Annotated in this window: 25 protein-coding genes and 1 pseudogene; 14 read left to right on the top strand and 12 right to left on the bottom strand. The window is 56.6% G+C overall.

Annotated features, from left to right (window positions below; genetic code table 11):
* Nucleotides 1–229: 229 nt before the first annotated feature.
* The 3 genes from ACTQ34_RS00670 to ACTQ34_RS00660 are packed head-to-tail and all read right to left on the bottom strand — an operon-like array spanning nucleotide 230 to nucleotide 3,351.
* Nucleotides 230–1,144 (bottom strand): hypothetical protein, encoded by a 915-nt coding sequence (locus ACTQ34_RS00670; protein WP_441362029.1) that lies wholly within the window; start codon nucleotides 1,142–1,144, stop codon nucleotides 230–232.
* Nucleotides 1,145–1,162: 18 nt separating this feature from the next.
* Entirely contained in the window at nucleotides 1,163–2,983 is a 1,821-nt protein-coding gene (locus ACTQ34_RS00665; RefSeq protein ID WP_441362028.1) for a hypothetical protein, read from the bottom strand.
* On the bottom strand, nucleotides 2,983–3,351 hold the full coding sequence (locus ACTQ34_RS00660) for a hypothetical protein (RefSeq protein ID WP_441362027.1): 369 nt from the start codon (nucleotides 3,349–3,351) through the stop codon (nucleotides 2,983–2,985). The genes ACTQ34_RS00665 and ACTQ34_RS00660 overlap by 1 nt, the downstream gene beginning before the upstream one ends.
* A 138-nt stretch (nucleotides 3,352–3,489) precedes the next feature.
* On the opposite strand from ACTQ34_RS00660, the gene ACTQ34_RS00655 reads away from it, so the two are divergent.
* Complete coding sequence (locus ACTQ34_RS00655) at nucleotides 3,490–3,759, top strand: hypothetical protein (protein ID WP_441362026.1); 270 nt, start codon at nucleotides 3,490–3,492, stop codon at nucleotides 3,757–3,759.
* Nucleotides 3,760–3,838: 79 nt separating this feature from the next.
* Here ACTQ34_RS00655 and ACTQ34_RS00650 read toward each other — a convergent pair whose 3' ends face one another.
* The 6 genes from ACTQ34_RS00650 to ACTQ34_RS00625 are packed head-to-tail and all read right to left on the bottom strand — an operon-like array spanning nucleotide 3,839 to nucleotide 8,629.
* On the bottom strand, nucleotides 3,839–4,870 hold the full coding sequence (locus ACTQ34_RS00650; RefSeq protein WP_441362025.1) for an FN3 associated domain-containing protein: 1,032 nt from the start codon (nucleotides 4,868–4,870) through the stop codon (nucleotides 3,839–3,841).
* A gap of 31 nt (nucleotides 4,871–4,901) precedes the next feature.
* On the bottom strand, nucleotides 4,902–5,429 hold the full coding sequence (locus ACTQ34_RS00645; protein WP_441362024.1) for a hypothetical protein: 528 nt from the start codon (nucleotides 5,427–5,429) through the stop codon (nucleotides 4,902–4,904).
* Complete coding sequence (locus ACTQ34_RS00640) at nucleotides 5,401–6,963, bottom strand: hypothetical protein (protein ID WP_441362023.1); 1,563 nt, start codon at nucleotides 6,961–6,963, stop codon at nucleotides 5,401–5,403. The genes ACTQ34_RS00645 and ACTQ34_RS00640 overlap by 29 nt, the downstream gene beginning before the upstream one ends.
* Complete coding sequence (locus ACTQ34_RS00635; protein ID WP_441362022.1) at nucleotides 6,953–7,147, bottom strand: hypothetical protein; 195 nt, start codon at nucleotides 7,145–7,147, stop codon at nucleotides 6,953–6,955. Before ACTQ34_RS00635 ends, ACTQ34_RS00640 begins: the two co-directional genes overlap by 11 nt.
* 13 nt (nucleotides 7,148–7,160) lie before the next feature.
* The gene (locus ACTQ34_RS00630; RefSeq protein ID WP_441362021.1) at nucleotides 7,161–8,435 is read right to left on the bottom strand and encodes a phage terminase large subunit; all 1,275 of its coding nucleotides are present in this window, start codon (nucleotides 8,433–8,435) and stop codon (nucleotides 7,161–7,163) included.
* Nucleotides 8,436–8,455: 20 nt separating this feature from the next.
* On the bottom strand, nucleotides 8,456–8,629 hold the full coding sequence (locus ACTQ34_RS00625) for a hypothetical protein (protein WP_441362020.1): 174 nt from the start codon (nucleotides 8,627–8,629) through the stop codon (nucleotides 8,456–8,458).
* Between the two features lie 207 nt (nucleotides 8,630–8,836).
* Here ACTQ34_RS00625 and ACTQ34_RS00620 point away from each other — a divergent pair, with 207 nt between their 5' ends.
* The 10 genes from ACTQ34_RS00620 to ACTQ34_RS00575 all read left to right on the top strand — a co-directional run bounded on the left by ACTQ34_RS00620 (nucleotide 8,837) and on the right by ACTQ34_RS00575 (nucleotide 21,097).
* Nucleotides 8,837–9,658 (top strand): Cof-type HAD-IIB family hydrolase, encoded by an 822-nt coding sequence (locus ACTQ34_RS00620; RefSeq protein ID WP_441362019.1) that lies wholly within the window; start codon nucleotides 8,837–8,839, stop codon nucleotides 9,656–9,658.
* 106 nt (nucleotides 9,659–9,764) lie between these two features.
* Nucleotides 9,765–10,598, top strand: coding sequence for an undecaprenyl-diphosphate phosphatase (locus ACTQ34_RS00615; protein WP_441362018.1), 834 nt, complete (start codon nucleotides 9,765–9,767; stop codon nucleotides 10,596–10,598).
* A 150-nt stretch (nucleotides 10,599–10,748) separates the two neighbouring features.
* On the top strand, nucleotides 10,749–13,259 hold the full coding sequence (locus ACTQ34_RS00610; protein WP_441362017.1) for a DNA translocase FtsK: 2,511 nt from the start codon (nucleotides 10,749–10,751) through the stop codon (nucleotides 13,257–13,259).
* Nucleotides 13,260–13,279: 20 nt separating this feature from the next.
* Nucleotides 13,280–13,789: a flavin reductase family protein gene (locus ACTQ34_RS00605; protein WP_441362016.1), complete on the top strand. Its 510-nt coding sequence runs from the start codon at nucleotides 13,280–13,282 to the stop codon at nucleotides 13,787–13,789.
* A gap of 116 nt (nucleotides 13,790–13,905) precedes the next feature.
* The gene (locus ACTQ34_RS00600; protein ID WP_441362015.1) at nucleotides 13,906–15,549 is read left to right on the top strand and encodes a trypsin-like peptidase domain-containing protein; all 1,644 of its coding nucleotides are present in this window, start codon (nucleotides 13,906–13,908) and stop codon (nucleotides 15,547–15,549) included.
* Nucleotides 15,550–15,837: 288 nt separating this feature from the next.
* Nucleotides 15,838–18,471 (top strand): pyruvate, phosphate dikinase, encoded by a 2,634-nt coding sequence (gene ppdK / locus ACTQ34_RS00595; protein WP_441362014.1) that lies wholly within the window; start codon nucleotides 15,838–15,840, stop codon nucleotides 18,469–18,471.
* A 220-nt stretch (nucleotides 18,472–18,691) separates the two neighbouring features.
* A complete protein-coding gene (locus tag ACTQ34_RS00590) occupies nucleotides 18,692–19,303 on the top strand; it encodes a TlpA family protein disulfide reductase (protein WP_441362013.1) in 612 nt (203 codons plus the stop codon).
* Nucleotides 19,300–19,446, top strand: coding sequence for a CD1871A family CXXC motif-containing protein (locus ACTQ34_RS00585; RefSeq protein WP_441362012.1), 147 nt, complete (start codon nucleotides 19,300–19,302; stop codon nucleotides 19,444–19,446). The genes ACTQ34_RS00590 and ACTQ34_RS00585 overlap by 4 nt, the downstream gene beginning before the upstream one ends.
* The gene (locus ACTQ34_RS00580; protein ID WP_441362011.1) at nucleotides 19,439–20,308 is read left to right on the top strand and encodes a 4Fe-4S binding protein; all 870 of its coding nucleotides are present in this window, start codon (nucleotides 19,439–19,441) and stop codon (nucleotides 20,306–20,308) included. The genes ACTQ34_RS00585 and ACTQ34_RS00580 overlap by 8 nt, the downstream gene beginning before the upstream one ends.
* Nucleotides 20,309–20,440: 132 nt before the next feature.
* Nucleotides 20,441–21,097 carry a 4'-phosphopantetheinyl transferase family protein gene (locus ACTQ34_RS00575; RefSeq protein ID WP_441362010.1) on the top strand — a complete coding sequence of 219 codons (657 nt, stop codon included), beginning with the start codon at nucleotides 20,441–20,443 and terminating at the stop codon, nucleotides 21,095–21,097.
* Between the two features lie 44 nt (nucleotides 21,098–21,141).
* Here ACTQ34_RS00575 and ACTQ34_RS00570 read toward each other — a convergent pair whose 3' ends face one another.
* From ACTQ34_RS00570 to ACTQ34_RS00560, 3 genes are read right to left on the bottom strand one after another with little or no spacing between them, the layout of a single operon-like run.
* Nucleotides 21,142–21,402, bottom strand: coding sequence for a TIGR03905 family TSCPD domain-containing protein (locus ACTQ34_RS00570; RefSeq protein ID WP_373164424.1), 261 nt, complete (start codon nucleotides 21,400–21,402; stop codon nucleotides 21,142–21,144).
* 17 nt (nucleotides 21,403–21,419) lie between these two features.
* Nucleotides 21,420–22,124, bottom strand: a complete 705-nt coding sequence (locus tag ACTQ34_RS00565) for an HAD family hydrolase (protein ID WP_441362009.1) — start codon at nucleotides 22,122–22,124, stop codon at nucleotides 21,420–21,422.
* Nucleotides 22,125–22,131: 7 nt separating this feature from the next.
* Nucleotides 22,132–22,692 (bottom strand): TIGR01440 family protein, encoded by a 561-nt coding sequence (locus tag ACTQ34_RS00560; protein WP_441362008.1) that lies wholly within the window; start codon nucleotides 22,690–22,692, stop codon nucleotides 22,132–22,134.
* A gap of 126 nt (nucleotides 22,693–22,818) precedes the next feature.
* On the opposite strand from ACTQ34_RS00560, the gene ACTQ34_RS00555 reads away from it, so the two are divergent.
* From ACTQ34_RS00555 to ACTQ34_RS00545, 3 genes and pseudogenes are all read left to right on the top strand, one after another.
* Nucleotides 22,819–23,016 carry a spore coat associated protein CotJA gene (locus tag ACTQ34_RS00555; protein WP_125116521.1) on the top strand — a complete coding sequence of 66 codons (198 nt, stop codon included), beginning with the start codon at nucleotides 22,819–22,821 and terminating at the stop codon, nucleotides 23,014–23,016.
* The gene (locus tag ACTQ34_RS00550) at nucleotides 23,013–23,270 is read left to right on the top strand and encodes a spore coat protein CotJB (RefSeq protein ID WP_297274786.1); all 258 of its coding nucleotides are present in this window, start codon (nucleotides 23,013–23,015) and stop codon (nucleotides 23,268–23,270) included. The genes ACTQ34_RS00555 and ACTQ34_RS00550 overlap by 4 nt, the downstream gene beginning before the upstream one ends.
* Nucleotides 23,270–23,677: pseudogene (locus tag ACTQ34_RS00545) on the top strand (manganese catalase family protein); the annotation flags it as partial. The gene ACTQ34_RS00550 and the pseudogene ACTQ34_RS00545, both read left to right, overlap by 1 nt.
* Nucleotides 23,678–23,740: the final 63 nt, after the last annotated feature.

Raw genomic sequence — 23,740 nt, 5'->3', positions numbered from 1 at the left:
AATAATGGAACATATAAGAAAAAATACAAGTATTTGTAAGGGGAAAGTATTGACCTGAGAATAGGGCTGTGCTATGATTGTTTATACAAGATGAAAATTGGCTGCATTGGAAAATAACAGACAACTATAACGCCTAATATTTAATAACTTAGCCCATACCTTCATTTCTTTCAAAAGCCGGTCTCTGCTTTTATAGCAGAGACCGGCTTTTTATGCAACAGTATGTATGTTAATACCAATATCCGGCCTTCCACTGCTGCAAGGCCAGACTGGCGTTTTTGTAGCTGACATCTGCGGTCGGTGTGCCGGCAGGCACGCCGAGAATAGTGGCGTCGCCCGACTGCACATAGCCGGATGTTTTCCAGCGATTGAAGGCCTGCTCGTATGCCTGCGTCTGTGCCTGACTGGTTAAACCCGAAGCGTAATCCCGATAGGCCAATGTGGGTGTGCCGTTTAGAAAGCCGGTCAGTCCGGCGACCGACAGACTGTAATCCCGGTCGGCATTGAACTGCGTCAGCGCGGATTGGGCCTGCTGGAGTGCAGCGTTTTCCGTGGCAGTGAAAAACTCGTTCTCCAAAGCGGCCTGCTGTGCAGAGGCGCTGTCCTGCGCCGCTGCGCGTGCGGTAAGGCGTGCCTGACCGAGCGCGTTAAGGTCGCTGCGATATTGGTTGTCAATCGCAATGCGGCTGGTCTCCGCAGCACCCGAGGTCGCTGCCGCGCCCCGTGCGCCCATGTTCAGGCCGAGTGCTGCGAGTTTTTCCTCGTTGGAAATGACGGATTGGCGTGCGTTGATGTCGGTTTGTGTCATACTGGCAGTGTAATCGCTTTCGATTGAGGAAAGGTTGCGTTGCAGTTGCTGTTGGATGCGAGTACGAGCGGCCTCCAAGCGTTGCAGACGTGCTTGTTCTGCCGCGTCGTACAGTTGGCTGACCTCGTTGCCGCCGCTCTCCGTGCTGGAAACCGAATAAGGCCGGTAATTGCCGTTCCAAGTGGAAACAGCGTCATTGGATGCGACTTTTCCTGCCAGTCCCTCGGCCTCAATCTTGTTTTGACGCTCGGCAAGCAGCTGCTGACGCTCGTCGGCATCCTGCGTGCCTGCGATTGCCTCGGCATAGTCAAAATCCTTCTTGTAATTAGATGCCATCCGAAACCTCCTCCTTTCTTAGATAATGGTTTGTCCGGTCGTCCACCGGATTGTCAACGCCAGCAGGCCGAACGGCTCGCCAATGCGGTCGTTGCCGATGCGTACAGCGAGCAACGGCATGCGATGCTGACGGTAGCGGGTACGGTAGCTTAGCGCACCCGGAATACAGCGGAAGGAAAACCGCGAAAAATCCAGCGTTTTGAAGGAAAACAAATCCATGTTGCGTGAGAGCGCAAGAACTTTGCCATCCTCGCTTTCATACTGCACGGTTGCGCCCGAGCGTGAATGCGGCATCAGCGTGGGAATGACGTCGCGTACGGTTTTCATCCGCCCCCAGTCGCCGAGCGGTAGCGTGGGAGTGCGCCAATAAGCGTCGATGGCAGCGTCGTCATCGCAGTAGGCATCATCCTCTTCCGCCTGTCGAAAGCGGCACAGCCTGCCGTCCGCCGTGCCGAACCACAACTCGTTGTCCAGAACGGCCAGACACTGTGCGGGCACGTTGGTCCAGTAAAACCATGCGGGACTGCCGTCGGTATCGGCAATCGTGCCGTCTGCAATGTAAACATGTTCGTTGACTACCAGATAGTATTTGCCCTCAAATACAATGGCGCAGGCGTTTTCCAGCCCAGGCTCGGTTTCCAGACGGGGCGTGACCACCTCGGATACAGAATGGATGGTGCGCTGCTCGGCAACGCTTGTGCCGAACACACCCTGCACGCCATGGGCAGATAAAAACAACGGCAAATCGTTTAGGGAGGCGAAACTGCGTGAGCAAATCGCTCCTTCGCCCTGCGCGCCCTGTGTCAGCGGATAAAGCGCCGTACCGTCATCGGAGAGGGTAAATGTGCGTCGGTAGCTGGCGGATTCCTGTGCGCCGCCCGCCTTGACGATAAGCTGGCTTTCGTACTGCTTGAGATAACCGACAATCGCGGAGGCGTCCGTTCCCATGCGGGTATAGCCGGTATCCGGAAAGTAGGTGGGGTCATACAGCCCACTTTGCCAGTCGCAGGCAGGCTCATCCGGGTTGCCCGCGAGGAATACGCGGGTGTCGTTTTTGCCGCCGTACAGACCGGCAAAGCGGCAGTGGTTGATTTTGTTGGCATAGCCTTCGACAGTTTTGGAAAAGGTGATGGCGACGTTTGCCAGTCCATTGCCGCTGGCGGGAGGAGAGGCAAGCGTCACCAGGCCGGTGGAACGGTTGACGGATGAAACCGTTACCGCTTTGTCGTTGACTGCGGCAGTCACCGCAGCATCATCCAAATCCTTTGCATCCACCTGAAACTGTGTCGCCGAGCCGTTTCCGATAAAGGTGTTGATGCGCTTGGGGGTCAGCAGATTGACCGCCTCATAACTGGTACCGCCGCCGGTTGGTTGAGCGGAAATGGTTGTGGTCGGGACGTAGGCGATGTCCTGTACGCGCACAGCTTCCCAGCCGCTTCCCGAGGTTTTGCGGCGCACGGCACGAAAGGTCGAGCCATCGAGCAGATAGAGCACACCGCTCATTACGAACGACTGAGAAAAGTCCTCTTTCATATCCGCGCATAATTCAGTCTGTGTACCGTCCGCCTGTCGGATGTACAGCTTTTTGCCCGCGTGCACCGCGCAGCCCGCGCTGTCCGGCAGGGGGAACAGACCGTAGATTGGCCCATCATAGGTATATTTGGTTTGCCAGCCCGTTCGCTTGACCAGATAGTCGCTCTGGTCGCAGATGAGGTTCTGCATATCGGGGGAGCGCGAGAGCAATAGCTTGGTCGGATGGGTGCGAAAATCCACGCCGCCGAAGCTGCTGACAACGGTTTCATGCACGGTTTCGGGCTGCGGGAATTGATAGGCGCGCATCAGATCATCTCCTGTACAGCGGTTAATTGTGCCGGGCAATGGCACAGCAGACGCTCAGCATATTCCGAGGCTGCCCAGTTGAATTTTGCTTTGTCATCATCGGCTACGAGCAATGCAGCCAGTCCATAAGGAAAACATTCGCTGACAAGGCAGTCATCCGCTGGGATATCCTCCTCCAGTGAGGTCAAGCGCGGCGGCACGGTCAGCGTATCTTCGTGCTGTGCTGCGCGCAGCGCATTGATTTCACGCAGGCTGTTTGTGAGCAACTGGTTGAGCGCGCGAAGCGCAAATTGCTCATAGTATGCGCCGGTATCGCGTGTTTCGCTTAAAAGGTTGAGTGCGGCGTAGTAGCATTCGGTTCCGGTCATAGAGTTCCTCCTCATAAAAATTGACTCCCAGCCTGACAGAAAGGCAGATGCGTAAAAGTTTACAGTTTGTTCAAGCACTTGTGCTGTGCGCAAGATATACTATTGGGCGAATAAGGTTAGGGTAGGAGATAGATACAAATGGAATACGCACTTTTCATTGCGATAGCGGCCCTGTTGCTGGCAGGCTTTATTTCTTTGCGGGCACTACAGCGACGTGTACAAATGCTGGAAGAGCGGCTGGATGGCTTGGCGGCTCAAACAGGGCATGATGAATACATAATGGATTATATAGATGAAAAATTACAAAATGAATTAAAACAGATGAAGCAAAATGACAGATGGTGCAAGCGGTCAAATACCTGCGGGAAAGAACGGGCCTGGATCTGGTGCGGGCCAAGCAGCATATAGACCGACTTTAAAACCATTGCATCTGCACTTCTGTCAGGCTGGGAGCCTGTCTACGCCGCCCTATGGGCGGCTTTTTTGGTTAGCCTGCGACCACAGGGGACGGATATTTGCTTTCTTCGGTTGCAAAGGCGCGAATCTGGCAGCCATCCTCGGCGGTCAGTTCGGTTTCCGCGACATAGTCTTTAGCGGAATCCGAGTAGCGCGGGTCGGAACCGTCCAGCGTATAGCGGATCGTGCCGGTACCAGTGATTTTTTTGCCCGAAATGATCGGCGCGGCGGAAATCGAACCGGATGCCACCAGCGCATACACGCCGCCGCACTTCGCGCCCAGCACATAGGCATCGTAGTAGTGACGGCCCTCAATGAGCGCGCCGGACACGCCGACCGGGTCCTCGTGTACCTTCGCGTCCGCAATCTTGTACGGCATGAGCACCGCATCCTTGTGGGTGACAAGGAAATAGACGTTGTCCGGCAGGTAGCTCTTGGGTACGCGCACAACGTTCATGCCGAATACCTCGCCGCACACACCCTTGGCGATGGACTGACGCGCGAGCACATCCACGCCCGCAAATTCGTCCGAGGTGCAGACCAGCTTGTACATTTCGCTGGTCAGATACAGATAACGGTTGTCATCCGGCACCAGCGCGTCGTCGAGCGCCTGCGAAGCGTCTGCAATCTTGGAGATGATGTTGGATTTGGTCGGTTTGTCGCTTTCCGCCAGCGTACCCGCCATGGTGACAAAGCGCTGGAAGGCATATTTGTCCGCTGCCGGCGTGGACTTCTCGTTCAGCTGCAGGCGCAGCATGTCGGCCGCGTTCTTGACCAGGTTCTGGTCGAGGTTGTTGCCCTTATCGATGGTCAGCGTGAACGCCTTGTCCTGCGTCATGGTCAGCTCCTGCACAACGTCCTGCATTTCGGTCACGTCGCCGTAGCGCTTGAGACCGCCGTCGCGGTCATAGTCGACTTCCTCCACCGTGATAGGCGTGTACACCTTGAGGGTTTTCACGCCGGTCAGGTCGAAAGTCTCGGCAGTCTTGCCCTTGATGAAGGATGCGCGGGTGAATACTTCTGCAATCTGGTCGGAATATTTGGTAGCAAGATTGATAGCCATAAGTATAATACCTCCTGATTATACGATTTGTTTACTTTCCCAGCAGTGCCAGCGTAACCGGGTCAACGCCGGCCGGCTCGCCGTCCGACTGGGCCGCTCCGACTGCCGCGCGGCGGTTTTTCTGGTTCATCTCGAGCGCGGCCAGTTCATCCTTGAGCGTCAGGATTTCCCACTTGCGGTAGGCAGAGACGAGCGAGCCTTCCTGTTGCGCCCATTCCCATACCTGCGGCGGGATTTCTTCCGGACGCACATCCGGATATTCCTCGACAAACGCCGCATAAATCTGGCCGTTCGGCATGCCGTTTGCCGCGCGATTCCGGCGAATGTAAGCGTTCTGCTTGGACAGGCCCAGGCTGGCCGCTTGGATCAGCTCGTCCAGCGTCAGCTCACGCATCTCACCGTCGACCGGCACCGGATAGGTCTGCTCTCCGGACTGTGCCGCCTGTCCGTCGGGCGGCATCTGTGCGGTCTGCGCAGTATCGACCGCAAACGGGTCGACGGGTGTGTTCGGAGCTGCGTCGGTCATCTGGTTACTGGTCGTTTTCTGTCTGGTTTGCATTTGTGTTTGCCTCCTTTTGCTGCTGTCGCTGCATGCGGAGTGCGTGCAGCAGGTCGTTTTTGCCGCGCACCTGATAATCAGGCACGTTTTCCAAATACACAAGCGGGTCGGTGATGACGCCGCTTTCGAGCAGATGGTCGTTGGTCATGGTCTGCATGGTTTCCGACCAGTAGCTTGCTGCGCCCACATCCACCTGCAAGCGCAAATCCTGCCCGGCGAGCTGGGAGAAGTCAAAACTCTGCCGGTAAGGCGTTTCGCCCTCCTCGTCGGCCACGACAAGCGTGCGGATGCCGTAATGCGCGCCCATCAGGTCGAGGAAGATGCGCGCCCAGTCCTCAGTGAAGCGATAAAACTCCATCTTGGTCAGCTCGAGCGGGGCGGCGGTCGCGTTCTGCACGGCAACGATAGCCGAGGTGTTGTCCGGCTTGACCGTGCCGAGCGCGGCTTCGCTCGCGCCCATCAGCTCGGCGGTGTCGTTCATCATCTGTTTGAGCAGCCCCAGCACCTGCGAGGAGATATCAGGCGCTTTGAACGCAGTCGCAATCGCCTCGTTGGGATTGCCACGCATGCCGACCGCCTTGCCCACGTCGTTGGACCACCCATTCGGGAAGCGGGTCATGTCGTAAATGATTTTGGGAAAGGCCACCTGCTTGATACACTGCACATACATGGAGTACAGCTTGTTGATGGCGATTTGGTTGGGGATTGCTTCGGTCAGCGGGCTTTCGCCGTGGCACGAGCCGCGCACGCGGTTCCAGCACAGGTGCGTGACCGGATAATAGCGGTAAGGCAGTTCCTTTTCGCGCATGACGGTCGCGGTGCGTGTGGTCTTGGTAAACGCAATGCCATGCTCGGTCCGGCGCATGTGCAGCAGTACGGTCACGCGGTCGTTTTCGCCGTTTAGACGATAGCGCAGATAGTCCTCGGTGTCATCCGGCACGATGGCCTCGACTTCTTCTGCGGACAGGCCGTTTTCCCGCGCTTCCCTGCGCACTTCGTCCACGTCGCGCCGCATGGAAAGAATCAGGTATGGCTGACGCTGTACCTCGTCGGAGGCCGGGTTGCCGAAGCAGACATTGGTGGAATCAATCAACTCGGCCACGATATCGCCTTTCACCGCCTGCCCGGTTTCGAGCGCGGGGTCAAAGTGCATGTAGAAGCACGCATCGCCGTCGACGCAGGCGTTTTTGAGCAGCGGACGGCCAAGGGCTTTCACGCCCGAGCGCTCAATTGCGGATGCGAACGCGCGCTCGAGGACACGGGCGGTCTTGCGTCCATCGCCGTCCATGTCGAACGGCTGGGCGCGCACCGCCACGTCGTCTGAAACCAGCATGGATACAAACAGATTGACGCAGCGGTGCAGCACGTTGAAAATCAGCGGGTCAAGCGACTGCACGCGCAGCCCCTCCCATTGGCGGCCGAGATAGAACGCCTCGTTGCGGCGCACGCGGTCGTACAGGCCAATTGAGCGTTTATAGTCGCGGTCGCGCTCGTATTTCCGCCAGATGGCGGTGGGGGACGGATCAAATTTCATCGCTGCTGTCCTCCCGTCCGTAAGCCATCAGCGCGGCCAAATCACGGCTGAGCGCATCGTCCACGGATGTGGGCGTGTCGTTGTCGCCCTTTGCGGGGCGCCGCGGCAGGCGTAGACCGCCGGATACGACCGCGCCGGTCAACACCAGAAGTGCCGCGCCGATGCAGTAAAGTAAAATGGTCATTGGGTTCCTCCTTTTAATAGGCGAGAAATTCGCCGACTTCACAGTCATATGCCGTGGGGCGGACAGGGGCGGGCGGCTCATACACGGTCGCGGCGTAACCGCGCAAGGCATCAGGCGCGTGGGTCAGCTCGTGCGGCGTGTTTGCCACGTCGGATGGGTTGCGCGCATCGTGCTGTAAGGCCGGCAGCGTGCGAATCAGGTTGCGGCAGGTGTCGAAGATGGTCAGCCGCGGACGGGGCTGTCCTTGTTCGTCCTTGTGCGGGGCGAGCAGTTCATGCAGCGCCAGCCAGCCGGCAACGCGCTCGTTACAGCTTTTTTCAAAATCCAGTCCGCAGTCCGCAAACAGCTCGACCGCGCTTTTGCCGGTCTCCTGCCGTCGATTCCACAGGTCGGGCGGGGCCAGACGGCAGTCGATATGCTCGCCGGAAAGTTCGCAGGCGAGCATGGCTGCTGCGGCTTCCGAGATAATCAAACCGGATTGATATAACTCTCTGTATACGACGCTGTACCCGTCCGGGCTTTGCGCAATCCAGAGCGCGGCCAGCATGTCCAGACCGTAGTCAATCGTCAGATACCGCCGCCAGTCGCGGGGGATGGCATGCGGCCGCACGATATGCAGGTCAGGACTGAACTCGCTGAAGTATCGTCCTTCGTCCAGCTCCCACACACCGTCGAGCAGCGCGCGCCGGTCGCGTACCGAGAGCAGCCGCAGCCGCTTTTCATATCCTGCGTCCGAACGGTGCAGGAAGGGGTTGTCTTTGAGCCGCGCGGGCAGGAATAGCCGAGAGCCGCCGTCAAATTCAGTTTCGGTGTCGGGCGGCATCGGGTCGATGTACCGTGCTTTGACCCATTGGTGGCCCACGCCGCCCGGATTGGTCGTGCTTTTGACCTGCTTGGGGTAGCCGTTCGCCCCGCGCACACGCGAGATGAGATAGGTGAACTGGCTTTCGGTGAAGTGAGTCAGCTCATCAAAACGCAAAACATCGTATTCCGCACTCTGGTACTTGGTCACATCACTTTCCGCATCGCAGTAGCCGAACTCCAGTACCGAACCGTTTGCAAACTGCCACAGGTGGTCGCTGACCTTGTAACTGGCAATCGACTGTGGGAACAGTCGCAGCGACGCAGGCACGAGCGAGCGCTCCAGTTCGGGCATCGTGCGCCGCAGCATGAGCTGCCGCGAGCCGGGATAGCAGACGGCGAAGCGCAGCGCGTCGAGCAGCTGCCCGTGACTTTTGCCGCCGCCTGCCGCACCGCCGAACAGCGTTTCAAATGCGCTCGACTGCACAAATGCTGCCTGCCGTCGTGTTACGGGGAATTCGTATCGTCTACTATGCGAAACACGATTTCGATGGGCGCAGCTTCCTGCTCTTCGTCCATCAGCATCGCGCCCTTGCCGACTGTCCGGTCGAGGATTTCCTTGATTGCGCTCAGTCGGCTGTTTGCCGGTGCATCGGCATCCCCGGCTATCTCGTAGAGCATCCCGACGAGTCTCCCGGGGTCGTCTGAACTTCGCAAGATGGCATCAACTCCTTCTGGGGTGGATTTGCTTGTCTTCCCGTGAGTCAAAGAATAGCCGAGGAATGGAGAAAAAACAAGAACAAATGTTTGATGCTTTTGAGGCTTGCAATTTATTGCCCTCTGCGGTATTCTGAATAGGAAATGGGAATGTACAGGGGGAAAACAAACATGCAAAACATCAAACTGATCGCGCTCGATTTGGACGGGACAGCGCTCACACCGGATAATACTGTGTCTGATGCAACGGTTGACGCGGTGCGTCGTGCGCGGGAAGCGGGCGTGTATGTCGTGATTTCGACCGGACGCATCTGCGGTGAGGCGCGTGATTTTGCCGTGCAGATGAAAGCGGACGATTTGATGGTGACTGCAGGCGGCGCGTCCATCTCGCGCGTGTCCACCGGACGGTGCATGATGCGCATGTCCATGCCGTGGGAGCCTGCCGTGCGTGCGGCGGCGGCGGTGGAGCGCATCGGGTTGATGGTGATGGTTTACGTTGGGGAGACGCTGCTCATCACCCCTTATGATGAAATTGAGTTTGATAAATACAAATCCAACGAGGGCTATCTTGCGGTCAAGCGGGTTGTACCTTCGATTGCGGAGTTTGTCGCGGAGGGGCATGTGTCGGTGGATAAAATTTTTGCCCGCAGCAAAGATCCGGTCACTTTGCAGATGGTGCGCGATCAGATTCGACAGATTCCGGGCGTGCGCGTCATGAGCTCGGCGGAGGATAATATCGAAGTGGTCACACCGGCGGCGGATAAAGGTACGGCGCTGGGGATGCTGTGTCGGGAGCTGGGCACCGACCTGTCTCATGCAGCGGCCATCGGCGACAGCGAAAACGATTTGGAAATGCTGCGCGCGGTCGAGCTGCCCATCGCCATGGGCAACGCCAACGACGCGGTCAAGACAATCTGCAAATGGCAGACACGGACCAACGCGGAGGACGGCGTGGCTGCGGCAATTGATCGGATTCTGGCGGAGAACGGATAATCGTGCAAAATACAGCATTTTTGCGGAAAATGGTGGTATCCGGCGTGCAGATATGCTATAATAATTTCGTATGTAATATTTGCCCCATCAAAAGGAGACATATTTCATGAGTTTATGGTTTGCGATTTTGCAGGGTCTGGTGCAGGGACTGACCGAGTTTCTGCCCGTGTCATCGTCCGGTCATCTGGTGTTGGTGCAGACCCTGTTTGGCGACGGCGTGGAAACCAACTATATGCTGTTCAATGTGCTGCTGCACTTTGGCACATTGCTGAGCGTTATTGTGGCCTTCTGGAAGGACATTAAAGAGCTGTTTTTGGAGTTTTTCGGCTGGATTCATGACGGATTTAAAATCAACGGCCATCCATACCGCCGCTTTATCGTCATGCTGCTGCTGACCATTGTGCCGATGTTTGCGATTCTGCCGGTCAAAAGCAAGCTGGAGGAAGCGTTTTCCTCCCCATTGCTGGTGGGTCTGCTGCTGCTGGTGACGGCAGCCATCCTGTACCTGTCGGAGAAAGCCCCGAAAAAGCATAAGACCGAGGAAACTGCCACCTGGCTGGACGCACTGATTGTCGGCATCGGCCAGTGCTTTGCCGTTCTGCCCGGCCTGTCCCGTTCGGGCACCACTATCTGCACCGGTTTGTTCCGCGGTTTTTCGCGTGATTTTGCCGTGCGTTTCGCGTTTATCATGTCCCTGCCGGTGATTCTGGGCGCAAATCTTCTCGAGCTGGTCGATGTGTTCAAGGACCCGGCGGCGTCCATGGGCGACGTATCCATCGTCTGCTATCTGGTGGGTATTCTGGCGGCGATGCTGTCCGGCCTTGCGGCCATCCGTATGGTGCGTTTTGTTTCCAAGCGCGGCAACTTCCGTCCGTTCGTGGTGTATTGCACTTTGATAGGTACCATCACCATCGTGGTAAGCCTGATAAAAATGATATAATGCCGTTTGCGGGCGTGTATACCGCAAGGGTCAAGAAAAGTTCCGGATAACGGGACTTTTCTTCGCACTTATCCGAAAAATACCGGCCATTGGCCGGCGTCATCCGCACGCTGAGAGGTGCGGGAAAGCAAATAAAGCGAGGGAAACACTTTGGCTGCAAAGAAAACCACAACCAAAAAAACTGCGTCGCGCGGGAAAACGGCTGCGCGGCGTGCGCCCGAACCGGAGCCGGTTATGTCCCGTGCCACGTGGGGCGCTATCTGGGGCATACTCGGGCTTTTATGCCTGCTGGCGATTCTGCCGATTGATGGCGTGCTGCTCGACTGGCTGCATCGCGGCATCGGTGCGTTGATCGGCAAGGGCGGGTATGTGCTGCCGTTTGCGCTGCTCGCGTTGGCAGGTCTGCTGTTTGCGCGGCAAAAAGGGCCGGTGCGACTGCGCGGTACGAGCATCGCGCTGTTGCCGCTGTTTATCGGCAGCATTGTTCATGCGTTTGCTTGTGCAAATGAATATGATTTTTCCATGAAAACGCTGTTCGACCTGCTGACAACCGGTACTGAGGGGAAGTCCGGCGGTTTGCTGGCGGGCGGCCTGTATATTGTGCTGGAGTGGGCGCTGTCCTCGGTTGGGGCGCTGCTGGTGCTGCTGGTGCTGACGGTGACGGCAATTCTGGTCGCCTGCCGCATCACGCCGCAGGTTTTGATGGAAATGTTCCGCCCACCGGAATATGAGTATGAGGATGAAGAAGAACGTGAGCGCTACGAAGCGCCGCGTAAGCTGCCCAATGTACACGAAGCGGTCAATGCGCACGCACAGCGTCGTGAGGAGCGCCGCGCGGCCCGCCGCAAGGCAGATATTGATATTCCGATTGATACCGAGCCGCCCGGTGAGGATAAGCCGGGGGCGGACCCGGATGCGCCTGTGCGCCGCACGCATGGCGGCAAGCCGATGGCGCCGGACGAATATCTGCGCTCTTTGAAGGAGGAAACCACAGGTGAGCAGGTGAGCATCCTTGACCTTGTGGAAAACCGCGAGGAGGAGCCGCCGGCCGAGCCTGCGCCAAAGCCGGAAAAGGCGGAAAAGACGGAAAAAATCAGCGAAAACGAGCAGGCGGAGCTAAGTGAGCAGATGGACGAGAACCAGAAGACTCCGGTGCCGGTGTATGACTATCCGCCGATTGACCTGCTGAGCAAAGGCAAGCATACCTCGGTTGCCGGTGCGGAAGCCGAACTGAAGGAAAATTCCGAATGTCTGATTGATACGCTGGAATCCTTCAATATCGACGCACAGATTATCGGCATCGTGCGCGGCCCGTCGGTTACGCGGTTTGAGCTGACCATCCCGCGCGGCATCAAAATCTCGCGTATTACCGCTCTGTCAGACGATATTGCGTTGTCACTCGGCGCGGCAAATGTGCGTATCGCGCCCATCCCGGACAAAATCGCCGTCGGTATCGAGGTGCCGAACAAGACGGTCAACACCGTGTTCATCCGCGAGTGTATCTCATCTCCTGCGTTCACCAACGCGCGCAGCCGGCTGTCCTTTGCTGTTGGTAAGGACATCACCGGCAAGCCGGTCATCGGGGATATTGCCAAGATGCCGCATATGCTGATTGCCGGTACCACCGGTTCGGGTAAATCCGTATGCATCAACTCGATGCTGATTTCGCTTTTGTACAAGTCCACGCCCGAAGAGGTGCGCCTGATTATGGTCGACCCCAAGATGGTCGAGCTGGGCAACTATAACGGCATCCCGCATTTGCTGATTCCGGTCGTGACCGACCCGAAAAAGGCGGCGGGTGCGCTCAACTGGGCGGTCGGCGAGATGGAACGCCGCTACAAGCTGTTCGCCGACCATCAGGTGCGCAATCTGGTCGGTTATAACGACCTGATGCGCGCCGAGCGCGCCAAGGCCGAGCAAGAGGAGGGCGGCACACCTGAGCAGTATCAGGTACTGCCGCAGATTGTCATTGTCATCGACGAGCTGGCCGACCTGATGATGGTCGCCGCCAAGGAGGTTGAAACCTCGATCTGCCGCATCGCACAAAAGGCCCGTGCCGCAGGCATGCACCTGGTGGTCGCAACCCAGCGACCCTCGGCGGATGTTATCACCGGCATCATGAAGGCCAACATTCCGTCCCGTATCGCGTTTGCCGTAGCCAGCCAGATTGAGTCGCGTATCATTCTGGATACGACCGGCGCGGAAAAGCTCATCGGCAAGGGCGATATGCTGTATGCGCCGTTGGGCGAGGGCAAGCCTACCCGCGTGCAGGGCTGCTTTATTTCGTCCGACGAAATTGAAGCGGTCATCGCGCATATCAAGCAGACAAGCACCGCCGAATATAATGAGGAGATCCTCGAGCATATCGAGCGTCAAGCCGAGCAGGTGGACAGCAAGGGCGGCGGCGCGTCCGGCGATGCGAGCGGCGATGAGGATGGGATGATTGAGGAAGCGATCGACGTTATCATGGACTGCCGGCAGGCGTCCACGTCCATGCTGCAGCGTCGGCTCAAGCTGGGCTATGCGCGTGCCGCACGCATCATCGACCAGATTGAGGAACGCGGCATCATCGGGCCTTCGGAAGGCTCTAAGCCGCGGCAAATCCTGATTACCAGAGATGAGTGGCAGGAAATGAAGATGCGGCGACATGATATCCCATAACCATGCAAGGAGGAAACCATATGTCTTTTACAAAAATCAACATTGCGGAACAGTCATTTAACCCGTTTGACCTCATCAGCAAGCAGTGGATGCTGATTTCCGCCGGTACGGAGCAGAAGTGGAACACCATGACCGCCAGCTGGGGTGGCGTGGGCGTCATCTGGGGCAAGCCCTCGGCAACCTGCTATATCCGCCATAGCCGCTATACCAAGGAGTTTGTTGATAACTCGGAGTATTATACGCTGTCTTTTTTACAGGATGGCCACCGCGAGGCCCTCAATCTGCTGGGCAGCAAGTCGGGCCGCGACATGGATAAGATGCATGACAGCGGTCTGACGCCAGTCATGGTGGAAGGCCAGCCGGCATTTGCCGAGGCAGAGCTGGTTCTGGTTTGCCGTAAGCGCTGCAAGAGCGAAATTGAACCCGAGGATATTCTCCAGCAGGAGACGCTGGATAGGTGGTACGGCGACAAGGATTACCATACCATGTATATCGGGGAAATTGTCGCGGCATATCGAGCGGAAAAATAAAAAAAGTCACAGATTGTTCACCAAACCGACAAGCCTTCGGGCCTATACTGGAAGAAGGACAGCAGCGGAGCATGTCTCCGCTGTCTGCATTTAGCCCGAAACCGGAGGGAATAGAAGTGAAAAAAAGAATATGCAGCCTGCTGCTGACGGCGGCGCTCATGTTAGGGCTACTGCCGAGCGCGTTTGCAGGCTATGAAAACTTTGTCGCGCAGGCGACGTACACACCGGGACAGTTTACCGACGTGGCAGACAGCGCGTGGTATGCGGATAATGTGCGCGCGGCCTACGAATACGGTCTGATTAACGGCCAGTCGGCCACCCGTTTTGCACCGGACAGCTCACTGACCGTGGCGGAGGCCATCAAGCTGGCGGCCGGCCTGTATAGCATTTACAATACCGGCAGCGCGGAATTTGCGTCCTCGTCCCCGTGGTACCGGACCTATGTGGACTATGCGCTGCAAAACGGAATCCTAAAAGCTGAGCGTTCGGACTATACGCAGCCGGCGTCGCGTGCGGTGTTTGCCTCCGTGTTGGCGGCGGCGCTGCCGGCCGATGCGCTGGGTGCTATCAATACGATTGAGGACGGCGCAATTCCGGACGTGTCCAGCTCCGCATCCTATGCGGATGCGGTTTACCTGCTGTATCGCGCGGGCGTGCTGACCGGCTCGGACAGTGCAGGCCGGTTTATGCCGTCCAGCACAATCAAGCGCAGCGAGGCCGCAGCTATCGTCACTCGTATGGCGGACCCCAGCCTGCGGCGCACCTTCTCGCTGGAGGTTTCGACCGAACTGACGGCAAGCGAAATTTTTGAGCGGTGTATGCCCGCGGTATTCAAGCTGTATTCCTATGATGCGCGCGGCAATGTGCTCAGCATGGGCAGCGGCGTAATCATCAGCGCGAACGGTGATGCGGTCACCTGTGGACATATCGCCAACGGGGTACAGCGTCTGGTCGCAGAAATGCAGGACGGCACCAAGCGGGAGGTCAGCATATACGATATTGACACGACCGCGGATATCTCACATATTCGCGTGGTGGGCAGCGGTCTGCCCTATCTGGAAACCTCGACCGATGTGCAGGCAGGGGATACTGTGTATGCGCTCGGGTATCCCGGCGGCGGCAGCGCCAAGGTGACCACCGGCGTGGTGACCAACCCGCGCAATCAGGACTATCTTACCACGCTGATTGAAAGCACTGCTTCGGTCATCAGCGGCAATTCGGGCGGCGCGCTTGTAGATGGACAAGGCCGTCTGGTTGGCGTCACGGTCAGCAGCCGCGGCAGCGGTACTCCCTCCTATTCGGTCCCGATTTCTGTTTTGGAGACGCTGGAGGGGAGTGCAGCAGTCAGCCCGGCGGTTTATACCAGCACGCACCAGCCGGATGCATCCAACTGCTATGCCAAGCTGTATCCTGTGCCGGATTTTGGAGCGATTACCGGCGTGCCGCTGCTCGGCAGCGTTAAGGATCGCGGCACAACGTATTTCTATTACCGCTTATCCGACCTGAGCGGGGACGGCACGCAGCAGATGCTGCAATATTTTGCCGCGCTCAACGGCAATACCTTTTATCAGTTCTCGGACGGTGTATTCACCTCCTCGGCGGGGTATTTGCTGTCCGTTAAAATGGTGGAAACAAATTATCACGGGGTGCAGGCACTGGGCATCTGTGTGTCCGGTATCTCCTCGCAACCGATCGGCGGCCTTGTACAGGCCGCCGATTTTTCTTTTGCAGGTATTTGTGCATCTTGCGGCTTTTTGTGAAGTTCTCCCGGCATTTCGTTTGATTTCACAAAAAGTGCGCTGAAAGTGCCGATTATGATAAAAACGTTAATTTTTTTGTTTAAAAATGCGAAAGAAATGATATTATATACAAGTGTAATCTCCTGATTTTTGCGGAAATAGCAATAAAATCCATCATTTTGCACAAGAAGGGAAGAGCAAATCGGTGAATTTCTACAATGGAACACGAAGCATCCGGCATGCTATAATATTCTTGCGCGATTGAAGTGTGTTTAAGAGAGCACCAAACGAAATGGAGGAAAGACCCAAATGAAGAAGTACGTTTACATGTTCCCGGAAGGCAACGGAAAAATGCGTGAGCTGCTTGGCGGCAAGGGCGCGAATCTGGCCGAAATGACCGGACTCGGCATGCCCGTACCGCAGGGCTTTACCATCACCACCGAGGCCTGCACCCGGTATTATGAGGACGGAAAGACGATCTATCCGGACATTCAGGATCAGATTCTCGAGTACCTCGATAAATTGGAAAAGGTCACCGGTAAAACACTGGGCGATCCGGAGAAGCCGCTTCTGGTTTCGGTTCGTTCGGGTGCGCGCGCTTCCATGCCCGGCATGATGGATACCATCCTGAACCTCGGCATGAACGACGAAATCTGTGATGCAGTCGCAAAACTGACGAATAATCCGCGCTTTGCGCGCGACTCTTACCGCCGCTTCATTCAGATGTTCTCGGACGTCGTGATGGAGCTGCCCAAGTCCACCTTTGAGACCTTCATCGATCAGGTTAAGGAGAAGAAGGGCGTCAAGATGGACAACGAGCTGGACGCGGACGATATGAGCGAACTTATCGTTCTGTTCAAGGACCATTACAAGAAGTCTCTCGGCGAGGATTTCCCGCAGGATCCCAAGAAGCAGCTGATGGAAGCGGTTCGCGCGGTATTCCGTTCGTGGGACAACCCGCGTGCCAACACTTACCGCCGCATGAACGATATCCCGCATTCCTGGGGTACCGCAGTTAACGTACAGTCCATGGTATTCGGCAACATGGGCGATACCTCCGGCACGGGCGTTGCGTTCACCCGCAACCCGGCAACCGGTGAAAAGAAGCTGTACGGCGAATTCCTGATGAACGCACAGGGCGAGGACGTTGTGGCCGGTATCCGTACCCCGCAGCCGATTTCCGCACTCGCGGACACCATGCCCGAAGTGTATCAGCAGTTTGTGGATATTTCCTCTCGTTTGGAGCAGCACTACGGCGATATGCAGGATATGGAGTTCACCATTGAAAACGGCAAGCTCTATATGCTCCAGACCCGTAACGGCAAGCGCACCGCGCAGGCCGCGCTCAAGGTTGCGGTGGATCTCGTGGACGAAGGCGTCTGCACCAAGGAGCAGGCTATCATGAAGGTGGAACCCAAGCAGCTCGACGCGCTGCTGCACCCGACGTTTGTTCCGGCAGCCCTCGAGGCAGCCAAGCCGATCACCACCGGCCTGCCGGCATCTCCCGGCGCTGCCTGCGGTGCGGTATATTTCACCGCGGAAGAAGCGGCGGCGGCTCATAAGACCGGCCTCAAGGTTGTTCTGGTCCGTCAGGAGACCTCGCCGGAGGATATCGACGGCATGGCGGTTTCCGAAGGCATCATGACCGCCCGCGGCGGCATGACCTCGCACGCAGCGGTTGTTGCGCGCGGCATGGGCACCTGCTGCGTGGCCGGCGTCAACGGCATCAAGGTATCCGAGGAAAACAAGACCCTGACCTTTGCCGACGGCACTGTCGTCAAGGAAGGCGAGTTTATCTCGCTCGACGGATCGACCGGTAACGTATATCTCGGCAAGATTGATACGCAGGACGCCGAGCTGACCGGCGACTTCGGCCGTTTCATGGGCTGGGCGGACGAAATCCGCACGCTGATGGTCCGCACCAACGGCGATACTCCGCGCGATGCAACGCAGGCGCGCAAGTTCGGCGCGGAAGGCATCGGCCTGTGCCGTACCGAGCATATGTTCTTTGAACCCGAGCGCATCAAGGCAGTGCGTGAGATGATCATTTCCGATACGGTGGAGCAGCGTAAGACCGCGCTTGCCAAGATTCTGCCGATGCAGCGCGGCGACTTTGAAGCGATTTACCGCGCAATGGGCGGTCTGCCGGTAACCATTCGTCTGCTCGATCCGCCGCTGCATGAGTTCCTGCCGCAGGAGGATGAGGATATTCAGGAGCTGGCGAACGAGATGGGCATTCCGTTTGACAAGCTCAAGGGCAAGGTTGCCGATTTGCACGAATTCAACCCGATGCTCGGCACCCGCGGCTGCCGTCTGGACGTGCTGTATCCAGAAATCGCCGAGATGCAGACCGAGGCCATCATTTCCGCTGCGATCAACGTCTGGAAGGAAGACGGCCTGAAGATCACACCCGAAATTATGGTGCCGCTGGTCAGCGAAATCAACGAGCTGCGCTTTGTCAAGAAGGTCATCAAGGCCAAGGCAGATGAGCTGATTGAAGCATCCGGCCTCAAGATGAAGTATATGATTGGTACGATGATCGAGACGCCGCGTGCAGCCGTAACTGCCAATGAGATTGCGCAGGAGGCTGAGTTCTTCTCCTTCGGTACCAACGACCTGACCCAGATGACTTACGGCTTCTCGCGTGACGACGTAGGCCGCATTCTGGAAACCTACTTTGAGAAGAAGATTCTCGAGTCCGACCCGTTTGCCCGTCTCGACCAGAACGGCGTTGGCAAGCTGATCCGCTACGCAGTAGCAGAAGGCCGCCGCACCCGTCCGGACATCAAGCTGGGCATCTGCGGCGAGCACGGCGGCGATCTGTCCTCCGTCGAGTTCTGCCACAATGTTGGCCTGAACTATGTATCCTGCTCGCCCTTCCGTGTGCCGATTGCCCGTCTGGCGGCAGCACAGGCCCGTGTGAAGGAGCTTGGCATGGCGTAATTGCCTGTTCAGTAGGAGAACGATAAAGATATTGTCCTGCTTCCGTTTGTACGGTTTGTGCAAATGGGAGCAGGACATTTTTTGTATGCGGGGTGTTTCTCGGGGAATTGGATATGTCTGTTAAAATGATTACAAGTAAGTAAAGTAGACGGTTTTTGTGTTGACAGAACGGTTTTTCACCTCGTATAATAAGACAAATCAGAATTGCGGAGGACGTGCTATGAAACGAATCCCATTTGCGTTGCTGGGCATCTCGCTGGCCGGTATGCTGGCGCTCAGCGCGTGTTCCTCAGCCAATCAAACGGCGGGTACGAACACGACCGGACAAGACATCACCGATTCGCAAAGCGGCAGCGGGCAAACCACCGAGCAAGCCGGTGTGCTCAGCAGCTTTTCTGCTACCGATTTGGATGGAAATACCGTTGATCAGTCGATTTTAGCCGATTATGATTTGACCATGGTCAATGTATGGGCAACCTTCTGCGGTCCCTGCATCAACGAAATGCCCGATTTGGGCGAACTTGCGCAGGAATATGCCGATAAAAAGGTGCAGATCATCGGTCTGGTGTCCGATGTGCTGAATACGGATGGAACGATCAGCCAGGAGCAGGTGCAAACTGCGCGTGATATCGTGGAGCAGACCGGCGCAAACTATCTGCATCTGCTGCCTTCGGAGGACTTGTACGGCGTTCTGGGGCAGATTTCCGCCGTGCCGACCACGTTCTTTGTCGATAGTGAAGGCGCACAGGTCGGTTCAGCCATTGTCAGCGCGCAGAGCAAGGACAACTGGGTGCAGACCATAGATGCAATGCTGGCTGAGGTGCAGGGATGAGCTTTCTTCGTCGTAACCGCGCCGCTGTAATTACATTGGCGGTTGCCGTACTGTTTCTTGCGCTGGGCGTACTGCGTGAAGAAACGCAAATCGTATTCCGCAAGGCGGTCAATATCTGTATGGAGTGTATCGGCCTTGGGTAAATTGCGCGACCATGCCCGCACGCTGGTACAGCTGCTTTTCGCCGCTCTGACAAACGGTTACGCCGCCGGTTTTGCCAAAGGCAGCATTTATAAGGGTCAGAGCAAGCTGATTTGCGTGCCGGGCCTCAACTGCTATTCCTGTCCGGGCGCGCTCGGCTCCTGTCCGATTGGCTCCTTTCAAGCCGTTATCACCAGCCGCACCAACAAATTCACTTTTTATGTGATAGGCTTTCTGCTGTTGTTCGGCGCATTGTTCGGCAGACTGGTCTGCGGCTGGCTCTGCCCGTTCGGACTGGTGCAGGATCTGCTGCATAAGATACCCTTTCCCAAAAAGCTGCGCCGCCTGCCGGGCGATCGTGTGCTCAAGTATCTCAAATACGTGATTCTCGTCGGGTTTGTGATTGTTTTGCCGCTGACCGTGCTGGATATCGTCGGACAGGGGCAGCCGTGGTTCTGCAAATATATCTGCCCATCCGGTACGTTGTTTGCCGGAATTCCGCTGATTGCATCCAACCCGCCGCTGCGTGCAGCACTTGGATGGCTGTTTACCTGGAAGGCAGCTATTCTCGTCGTGCTGCTGGTGCTGAGCGTGGCGGTATATCGTCCGTTTTGCCGCTATTTGTGTCCGCTTGGCGCGATTTACGGGTTTTTTAATCCAATTGCACTGTACCGGTTCCGGATTGACGCGGAAAAATGCACGCAGTGCGGCGCTTGCCGGCAGGCCTGCAAGCTGGATATATCTGTGTGGCAAACACCAAACAGCATGGAATGCATCCGCTGCGGCGATTGCCGGCGCGCCTGTCCGCATGGTGCCATCGACACGGCCAATCCTTGCCAAGGACGGCGGCGAAAGGATGCCTGAAGCAGGATGCATGTATTTTTTCCGCGGAGTAGGATAAAGATAATTGTCAACCTCTGTTTTCTCGTGGTATAATAGGAATACCATTTACTGCAACGCATTACATCAACACGCAAATCTTTAGGGGGAATTTTCTTGACTGCTGTATATGCCATTCCGGTATCCGCCGTGAATCCGGACGACAGCGCATCTCGTGCCCGTTTATCCCGCGGCCGTCTGGAACAGATGGACCGACGCCACGGAACGGCCAGAGCGCAAGGCTTTGCGGCATCGCTTTTGCTGGAATATGCGGTCTCGCAGCAGTATCCATGGGTGGTTCACCCGCTTGCCATCTCGATTGCCGAGGGTGGGAAACCGTATCTGGTATCCGAACCCGGCATCCATTTCAGCCTGTCTCATTCGGGCAACTGGGCGGTGTGCGCACTTAGCGATCATCCGGTCGGCGTGGACATTGAGCGCTGCGAGCCGGGACGGCGGGATGTTGCCTCCCGCTTTTTCCATCGTGAGGAGGTACGTTACCTCAACACGGTTTTGCCTTCTGCACGGGATGATGCATTTTATAAGCTGTGGACGCTCAAGGAGAGTTTTGTCAAATCCACCGGACGCGGACTCGACCTGCCGCTGCGCAGCTTCTGGATTGACATTCATCGCATGCCGCCGAGACTGGACTGTGACGAGGTCACCGGCAGCTATTCGCTTTTCCTGCCCGAGTTTGCCGACCGGGATTACCGTCTTGCGGTATGTGTGGAGAAGGCGAACGCAGAGCAGCCGGTTTTGCACATCATGAACTGACATATTCAAAGAAAAAGGACGATGCTTTTTGCATCGTCCTTTTTTCATGCTTTTTTCTGTTCGTATGCAGCGCGTACTGCGGTTGCAAGCTGATCCGAGCAGCTGGTTCCTTTGCCGCTGCACGAAATGCCTTTGAAATATCCCTCGATTTGGTCGACGGTCATCCCCTCCACGACACGGCTGATGGCCTGTAAATTGCCGTTGCAGCCGCCTTGAAAGGAGACGTTATGCACCTTATCCCCGTCCAAATCGAATGAAATCTGCATCGGACAGACGCCACGCGGCTTGTAATCGAAATGTTGCATGTTTGCTTTCGTCCTCCTTACAGCAGCGTGCGGATATGGTCCGCCGCCTGCATGAATGTATCCGCCTGATGGTATGCGCGTGTTTCCTGCGGCTGCGGCAGACCGGTCCAGTTGAGCCAGATTCCTGCCACGCCGACATCCATTGCGCCTTGGATATCATGTCGGAAGTTGTCTCCCACCATCACAGCCTCGTGCGGCAGGCAGCCGCATTTTTGTAACGCCAGCCAGAAAATCGGCGCGCCCGGTTTATCCATGCCCGCCTCTTCGCTCGAAACCAGATAGTCGATCCGGTCCGCAAGACCGAGATATTCCAGCTTTTCCATCTGGATATCCGCCAGCATATCCGTGCAGACGGCAGTCTTTACGCCGGCTTGCCGCAGATCGTCCAGTAGCTCGGTTACACCTGGACGCAGCTCCATTTTTTCCAGCACCGCGTCCCAGTAAACCCGATGCGCTCTGCGCGCATGGCGAATTGCGTTGCAGCCCAGCCGCTCGAGCGCGCCTTGTGCGAACAGCACGCGGTCGTGTATCGGCGGCATGCCGGGCTGCTGCCGGGAAAGCCGCTGCCGGTTTTCATAAAATGCCTGTGCAAAGGCCTCGCCGGAGATGCCGAGTTCTTGTTCCGCCCAGATGGCGAGTTGCTCATACGCATAGGCGTCACACGCGCCGAAACTGCCGTACAGCGTATCGTCCAAATCAAAAAGTACCGCTTTTAGTCCCATAAATCCCTCACAACAGTTTTTCGTTATACACCGCGCGGCTGCCGCCGACAAATTTGGCGCGACGGCGTGCGCAAAGCAGAATGGCCTCGCCAATATGCTTCACTTCAATGCGCAGCGGCACGACCACCGGCTTGATGTGCATGCCAATCAGCGTTCCGCCGATGTCCATGCCCGCGGATGCGGACTGTTTGAGGCTTTCGACTGCGACCGGGTCAGCAAACCGCTTGTAGGCGGTAGTTCCGAACGAACCACCCGCCTTGGGCTGCGGAATGACGTTGACTTCATCAAGGTTGAACCGCTCGCACGCCGACCGTTCAACGATGAGCGCGCGGTTAAGGTGTTCACAGCACTGCGCGGCAAGATAGATGTCGCGCTCATGCAGTACGCCATAAATGCCCTCAAACACCGCTTCGGCCACCTCTACGCTGGAATGCGTGCCAATTTTTTCTCCGCACACCTCGCTCGACGAGCAGCCGACCACAAACAAATCTCCTGCGCGCAGCTTTGCCGCGTCGCATACCAAAGCTGCTGCCTTGGCGCTCTGTTCTCTGATTTCAGAAAGCTCCATATTTTATGCCTCCTTTGATATTTACAGTATACCACAGTTTATTCATGCTTTCACCGTCTTTTTTCCTGCGGCATACACTGAAATTGAGGCAAGGCCTCAAACCGACAAACAAGGAGCAACCTGCATATGAATACGACCAATCCTTCGGGCGATCAGGCGCTGCCTGCGGACAGCATTGATCCCCGTCTGCTTTCGCTTGCCATGGCATTCGTGCCGGCGCAAAGCTTTGATACGCCGTATGAACCCGCGCTGGCCTTCAGCCGCGGTACGATTTTTCCGGCGCTCGATAAACCCTTCCTCGGAGAGGAGGCCGTTCCGCAATGACCGAACGTGAAAAACTGCTCAGTCGTGTGCGCATGTATGATTTTGCGCTGGTGGATGTCATCCAATACCTTGACGGCCACCCGAAAAACGCTGCGGCATTGGCTTATTACAGCAAAATGCGCACTGCCTTTGATAAGGCCGCAGCCGAATACGAGGATGCCTTCGGCCCGTTGACCGCGCGCGAGGTGGATACCCGTGTCGGCAACTGGCGCTGGATTGACGATCCGTGGCCGTGGGAAGGAGAGGATAACTAATGTGGTCATACGATAAACGCTTACAATATCCCGTTAACATCAAAAATCCCGATCCGCAAACCGCAAAGATTGTCATTACACAACTTGGCGGACCGGATGGAGAGATCGGTGCAGCAATGCGCTACCTCAACCAGCGATACGCCATGCCATACAAAGAGGGCAAGGCAATTCTAACGGACATTGGCACAGAGGAACTTGCGCATCAGGAAATGATCGCGGCTATCGTCTACCAGCTGACGCGCAATCTGACCCCTGAACAGATCAAAGAGGGTGGATTTGACGCCTACTTCGTCGATCATACGACCGGAATTTATCCGCAGTCCGCGGCGGGCATCCCGTTTTCGGCCTCTGCGCTGCAAAGCAAGGGCGACCCGATTACCGACCTGTTCGAGGATCTGGCGGCCGATGGTACGACTGTGCAAGAACAACGTGGCTGAAAACCCTTGAAAATACAGGATTTTTTGTTGTAC

It is taken from the genome of Agathobaculum sp. LCP25S3_E8, from assembly GCF_052117165.1.
Lineage (GTDB): Bacteria > Bacillota > Clostridia > Oscillospirales > Butyricicoccaceae > Agathobaculum.
Note: the sequence above shows the minus strand (reverse complement) of the source record. Positions and strands in the feature narration are given on the sequence as shown.